The sequence below is a fragment of the Kitasatospora sp. NPDC059722 genome (genome assembly GCF_042733235.1).
In the GTDB taxonomy this organism is placed as follows: domain Bacteria; phylum Actinomycetota; class Actinomycetes; order Streptomycetales; family Streptomycetaceae; genus Kitasatospora.
The window spans coordinates 117,208-122,930 of sequence record NZ_JBHWGD010000018.1; the positions used below are offsets into that span (position 1 = coordinate 117,208).

The window sequence follows — 5,723 nt, forward strand, 5'->3', positions numbered from 1 at the left end:
ACCCCCCCACACTATATATAAATTTTCTTTGGCGGGGGCTGCTACTGTTGTTATTACGCGACTGGGGGGGGGCGCGCGTCCGGCGAGCACACTCTCCCCCGCCGCCGAACAACTCCTCCAAGTGGTACTCCAGGATCGCCACCGCCTCCTCCCCGCCGCGCTGGCCGCCCAGCACGCTCGACCCCAGCCCGTTGACCATGGCCAGCAGCCCGGCGGCCGTCACCGCCGCGTCCTTCCCCTCCCCGATCTCCCCCGCCTCCTGCGCCGCGCGGATCTGCTTCGCCAGGAAGCCCTCCAGCAGATCCGGCTGGAGCGGGCCCTTCTTCTCCATGGCCCCCGGATCGCTCAGCACGAGCGTGTAGTACGCCGCATACGTCCGCGTGATGCGCCGGCTCTCGGCGTCCGTCGGCAGGATGCACGCCAGGATCGCCGTCACGATGCTCCGCGGCGTGGGCGGCGACCCGGCCTCCTTGATCCACCGCTCCATCCGGGCCTGGAGCTGGACCCCGAGCCTCGCCAGGGCATCCAGCAGCAGCCCGTCCTTCGTCCTGAAGTAGTACTGCACCAGCCGCAGCGACACCCCGGCCTCCGCCGCGACCGCCCGCATGCTCGCCGCCTGCAGGCCCTGGGTGTCGGCGATGCGCAGCAGGGCCTCGGCGATCTGCCGGCGCCGTTCCTCGTGGTCGGCCTTCTCCGCCATCCCGCGAACTTCCTCTCCACCGATCCTGGTACACCCGTATCATGCCTGTGATACACATGTACCATGCGAATCAGCGAGTTCAGGAACGCCCGGGCCGAGTCCCGCTTCCGCGCCGCCTACGAGCGCACGTTCGCGTCCCTGTGGCCCGGCCCGAAGACCGCGATCGACGTCCCCACCGCGTTCGGCACCACCCGCGTCCACCGCACCGGGACCGAGCACGGCGAGCCACTCATCCTCCTGCCCGGATCCGGCGGCAACTCGCTGATGTGGCACCGGTACGTGGAGGCGCTCGCCGAACGGCACCCCGTCATCGCCGTCGACACCATCGGCGAACCCGGCGCGAGCGTCCAGACCGCTCCCCTGCACGACGGCCGCGACGCCGCCGCGTGGCTCGACGAACTCCTCACCGCACTCGACACGCCCTCCGCCCGTCTCGTCGGGTGCTCGTACGGAGGCTGGATCGCGATCAACCACGCCATCCACCACCCCGATCGCGTCGCCGGCCTCACCCTTCTCGACCCGGCGGGCATGGCCGACCTCGGGTGGCGCTTCTACGCCTGGGTGATCGCCGGCGGCCTCGCCGGCCTCGCCCCGAGGGCACTTCGCCCCTGCCTGGCACGAGTGGTCGGGAACAGCACCATCCTCGAAACCGAACTGATGGCCCTGATGAAGGCCACCATGGGCTTCCGCCGCCGGCTCCCCCTCGCCCACACCTTCACCGACGAAGAACTGGGACGCCTGCACGCCCCGACCCACGTCCTCCTCGGCGAGCGCAGCGCCCTGCACGACTCCCGGGCCGTATCGGCCCGCCTCCGCGAGTTGCTGCCCACGGCCCGCATCGAACTCGTCCCCGACGCCGGGCACGCCCTGACCACCGACCAGCCGGAGCTGATCACGGCCCGGATCCTCGACGCCCCGGCGCACAAGAACGGTGCGACCCCCCGCTCCGGTGCGTGAGCGAGGGGCCGGGTCGGCTAAGCCGCCGCCACGGTGGCTTCGCGCCAGGTGGCGATGAGGTGGGCCGCCTTGGCCTCGAAGGCCGGGTCGCGCCAGGCGCCCGGCATGCCGATCACGGCCGGCAGCTTGAAGTCGCCGCGGTCCCGGTGGGTGACCCGCACGACGTCCCCGGAATCGGGGCGGTTGCGGTTCTTCACGACCTCGACGCTGGTGACGTCCGCCCAGGCGAACCTCTTGCGGGAGCCCAGTACACCGGTCCACCGGATCTCACGCTCGTCGAAGCTCACGCTGGTGAAGACGCCGTTCACCTGGAGGAGTCCACCGGTGATCAGGAGAACGCCGAAGGCCATGCCGACGGCGGTCCGGACGGACAACGGGAAGAGCGAACCGCGGTACACCAGGTAGGCACCGCCGGCCAGGAAGAGCGTCGAGAAGATCCACTGACGGCGCAGCTGCGCCGGGGGAAGACGGTACGTCACGTGTTTCACCAGCGGATCTTGGCAGGCCCGGCCGACCTGAGGAAGCGTCACCAGCCTGCCTTCCCCACCTCAATCGCCCGAGCGGATCGGCTCCCCCGTGCGGTGCAGGTGGGCGAGGATCTCGCGGTACGAGCGGAACAGGCCCACCTCGTAGTACGGGATGCCCTTCTCCGCGCAGAACGCGCGGGTGATCCGCGCCGCCCGTCCGAGCGCGGGCGTCGGCATGCTGGGGAAGAGGTGGTGCTCCACCTGGTAGTTGAGGCCGCCCATCACGGCGTCGACGGCGAGGCCGCCACGGACGTTGCGCGAGGTGAGCACCTGGCGGCGCAGGAAGTCGAGCCGCATCTCCGGTGTGACCATCAGCATGCCCTTGTGGTTCGGGGCGAACACGCAGCCCAGGTAGACGCCGAGCAGCGCCTGGTGGACGGCGAGGAACGCCACCGCCTTGCCCACCGGGAGCGCGGCGAGGACGAGCCCGAAGTAGCCGGCGAAGTGGGCCACCAGCAGCGCACCCTCCAGCCACGGCCGCTTGACCGCGGGACCGCGCAGCGCACGGAAGCTGTTGAAGCTGAGGTTGAGGCCCTCCAGCAGGAGCAGCGGGAAGAACAGGAACGCCTGCCGGCGCCCGATGAACCGGGCGAGCCCGCTCGCCTGCCGGGCCTGCCGCTGGGACCAGACGACGAGGTCGGGGGCGACGTCCGGGTCGCGCTCCTCGTGGTTGGGGTTGGCGTGGTGGCGGGTGTGCTTGTTCATCCACCAGCCGTAGCTCATCCCCATCAGCAGGTTCGCGGCGATCCGGCCGCCGATCTCGCTCGGCACGCGCCGGGAGAACACCTGCCGGTGCGCCAGGTCGTGGGACAGCAGGCCGATCTGGGCGAACACGACGGACATCGCCGCCGCCAGACCGAGCTGCCACCAGGTGTCGCCCAGCGCGAACAGGGCGCACCAGCCGCCGACGAACGCGGCGAGCACCAGTGCGGCGCGGGCGGCGTAGTAGCCGTGCCGCCGGGCGAGCAGGCCCTCGGCGGCGATCCGGCGGCTCAACTGGGCGAAGTCGCTGCCGCCGGTCTCCGGCTGCGGGGCGAGGGCCTCGGGCGCGACCGTCATCGTCGCGGGCTGTGTGGGCATGCCCCGAGTCTGGTTCTCAGGAGCGCCCCGGAGAACGGGGAAATCACCCGTCCCGTACGGGTGTTAACCCCCCTGCCCTCCCCCGGGACAGCCTCACCCCTCCTCCGTCTGGTGGCGAAGAGAGCCTCGAAGGTGTCGCCGCAGCACCACTCGATCGCCAGGACGGCCGTACTCCTCGCGTGGCAGCGGCCGGTTGGCGCGCAGGCGGATCGAAGCCGAGGCCCGCCCAGAGGGGCGTCGTCCCCCTTGGATACAGTTCGCGCACGCGTCGGCCGTATGTTCCACACTCGGACACCAAGCGGACCGGCGTGCTCCGCACAACTGATGGGGGACCAAGCAGTGCCCAGAAAGCGTCGGGTCGGCCTCGCCGCCGCACTCGTGAGCTCGACCGCCGTCGTGGCCGGGCTGCCGGCCGTGGCCGCGCACGCCGACACCGAGTTCCTGTACGTGATCAAGACTCACAAGGCCTGCTCGGACAGCGGACCGGGGACGCAGAACCAACCGTTCTGCAGCATCCAGGCCGCCGCCGACGTGGTGCAGCCTGGTCAGACCGTGCTCGTCTCCGGCACCGACTACACGGAACAGGTCACGCTGAAGCGATCGGGCACCGCGGACCACCCGATCGTCTTCCAGGGCGAGAAGCGCGCCAACCCCAAGGAGCCGCGCACCCGGATCCGCCCGGGCGGGTACCCCTCGACGGCGAAGGCCCCCCACGCCTTCCTGGCGTCCGGGGTGCACGACATCGCGATCAGGAACTTCTCCATCGACCAGCCCGCGGACGAGGCGGTGCTCGTCCAGGACTCCGAGCGGATCACGGTCGACGGCAACAGCGTGCTGTGGGCGGGGATGCAGATCACGGGCGGGGCGCCGGGCGCCCCGGCCGGCTACACGCCGGGCATCCGCCTCACCGGGAAGACCCGCGACGTCACGGTCAGCCGCAACCAGATCGCCGGCAGCGGCCGGGCGGGCGTGGCCGTCGACCCCGGGGTGACCGGGAGCATCATCACCACCAACGCGTTCACCGGAATCGGCCCCGCGGCGGGCTCGAACGTGATCGTCGCCGACGGCGCACCCGGCACGGTCGTCAACAGCAACACGATCGGCGGCACCTGCGGCACCGGCATCACGCTCAGCGGCGGCTCCACCGGCTCGACGGTGGTGAACAACATCGTCAAGATCTTCCGGAAGTGCGACCCCAACGTCGGGATCGGACTCGCCGTGTCCCCGGAGTCCGTCGCCGGCACCAGGGCCGACTACAACGTGGTGTACGCGGACGGCCCGGCCGACTACGTCTACGACTGGAACGGCATCTTCTACAAGACGCCCGCCGACTTCGCCGCGGGCACCGGCCAGGCCAAGCACGACCTGGCGGTCGACCCCAAGATCTTCACCGCCCCCGCCTCCCTGGAGGACCTGACCCCCACCGCCGACACCGCGGCGATGGACTCGGCCGACGCCACCGCGCCCGGCCAGCTGGACACGGACATCTACGGCAACCCGCGCGTCGATGACCCGCTCGTGCCCAACACCGGCACCGGCGTGGGCTACCACGACCGTGGAGCGGTCGAGTACCAGAACCCGTTCGCCGTCTCGCTGACCCTCACGACCGGCCAGTACGGACACCCCCTGGACGCCGAGTTCGGCGGCGGCACGACCTCGCCCTGGTCCCCCGCCACCACCACGCTGGACTTCGGGGACGGCAGCCCGGTCGTGACCGCGCCGGCCTTCCCGCTGACGCACACCTACGCCGAGGGCCACCACACCGCCACCCTCACCGCGACCGACGGCAACGGCACCGTCAAGACGACCACCAGGGACGTCGACACGACGATCGGCCCGCTCACCGCCGGAATCGGGGCCTCCCACTCGGCGACGGACCCCAGGAACGCCTGGGCGTACCTCTCCTTCAACAGCCAGTGGACGGTGACCGGTTACAGCGTCGACTGGGGCGACGGCACCATCGAGACCACCCCGGGGGCGCCTTACCCCGGTGGCATGGTCCGGCACAACTACACCAAGCCCGGCCGTTACCTCGTGCGGTTCACCATCAACGACGACCACGGCCGCACCGCGAAGGCCGACGGCCTCATCAGCGTCAACGTCCCCGATCCGGGTGACCGGGCGATCGCCGGCCGCTGGAGCACCGGCAAGCCCGCCGCCAACGGCCTGTTCAACAACGGCACCTGGGCACTTCGCTCCACCGGCGACTGCTGCAAGGCCGACATCACCCAGGTCTCCTTCGGCCAGGCCGGAGACCTCCCCGCCACCGCCGACTGGGACGGCCTCGGCCACGACCAGCTCGGCATCTACCGCAACGGCACCTTCGCCCTGCGCCACGACAACGGCACCGTCACCGCCATCCCCTTCGGCGACACCGGCGACCTCCCCGTCCCCGGCTACTGGGACGGCAACGGCCACGCCCAACTCGCCCTCTACCGCCCCGGCACCGCCACCTTCAT

Annotated in this window: 5 protein-coding genes; 2 read left to right on the plus strand and 3 right to left on the minus strand. The window is 71.0% G+C overall.

Features of this window, described 5'->3' with window-relative positions; translation table 11 throughout:
- On the minus strand, positions 1 to 700 hold a 700-nt coding region (locus tag ACFV4F_RS14995), incomplete at its 3' end, for a TetR/AcrR family transcriptional regulator (protein WP_380502585.1).
- Between the two features lie 63 nt (positions 701 to 763).
- On the opposite strand from ACFV4F_RS14995, the gene ACFV4F_RS15000 reads away from it, so the two are divergent.
- On the plus strand, positions 764 to 1,657 hold the full coding sequence (locus tag ACFV4F_RS15000; protein WP_380502588.1) for an alpha/beta fold hydrolase: 894 nt from the start codon (positions 764 to 766) through the stop codon (positions 1,655 to 1,657).
- Positions 1,658 to 1,674: 17 nt separating this feature from the next.
- Here the strand turns inward: ACFV4F_RS15000 and ACFV4F_RS15005 are convergent, their stop codons facing one another.
- Both ACFV4F_RS15005 and ACFV4F_RS15010 read right to left on the minus strand, forming a co-directional pair.
- Positions 1,675 to 2,145: a hypothetical protein gene (locus ACFV4F_RS15005; protein WP_380502591.1), complete on the minus strand. Its 471-nt coding sequence runs from the start codon at positions 2,143 to 2,145 to the stop codon at positions 1,675 to 1,677.
- A 60-nt stretch (positions 2,146 to 2,205) separates the two neighbouring features.
- Positions 2,206 to 3,243, minus strand: a complete 1,038-nt coding sequence (locus ACFV4F_RS15010) for a fatty acid desaturase family protein (protein ID WP_380502601.1) — start codon at positions 3,241 to 3,243, stop codon at positions 2,206 to 2,208.
- Positions 3,244 to 3,603: 360 nt separating this feature from the next.
- Here ACFV4F_RS15010 and ACFV4F_RS15015 point away from each other — a divergent pair.
- Positions 3,604 to 5,723, plus strand: a 2,120-nt coding sequence (locus tag ACFV4F_RS15015; protein WP_380502594.1) for a PKD domain-containing protein, incomplete at its 3' end; no start/stop codon positions are given.

What these genes read in the sequence shown, in the direction of transcription:
- ACFV4F_RS15010 (WP_380502601.1), bottom strand. Translation starts at nt 3,243, where the DNA reads ATGACGGTCGCGCCCGAGGCCCTCGCCCCGCAGCCGGAGACCGGCGGC.
- ACFV4F_RS15000 (WP_380502588.1), top strand. Translation starts at nt 764, where the DNA reads ATGCGAATCAGCGAGTTCAGGAACGCCCGGGCCGAGTCCCGCTTCCGC.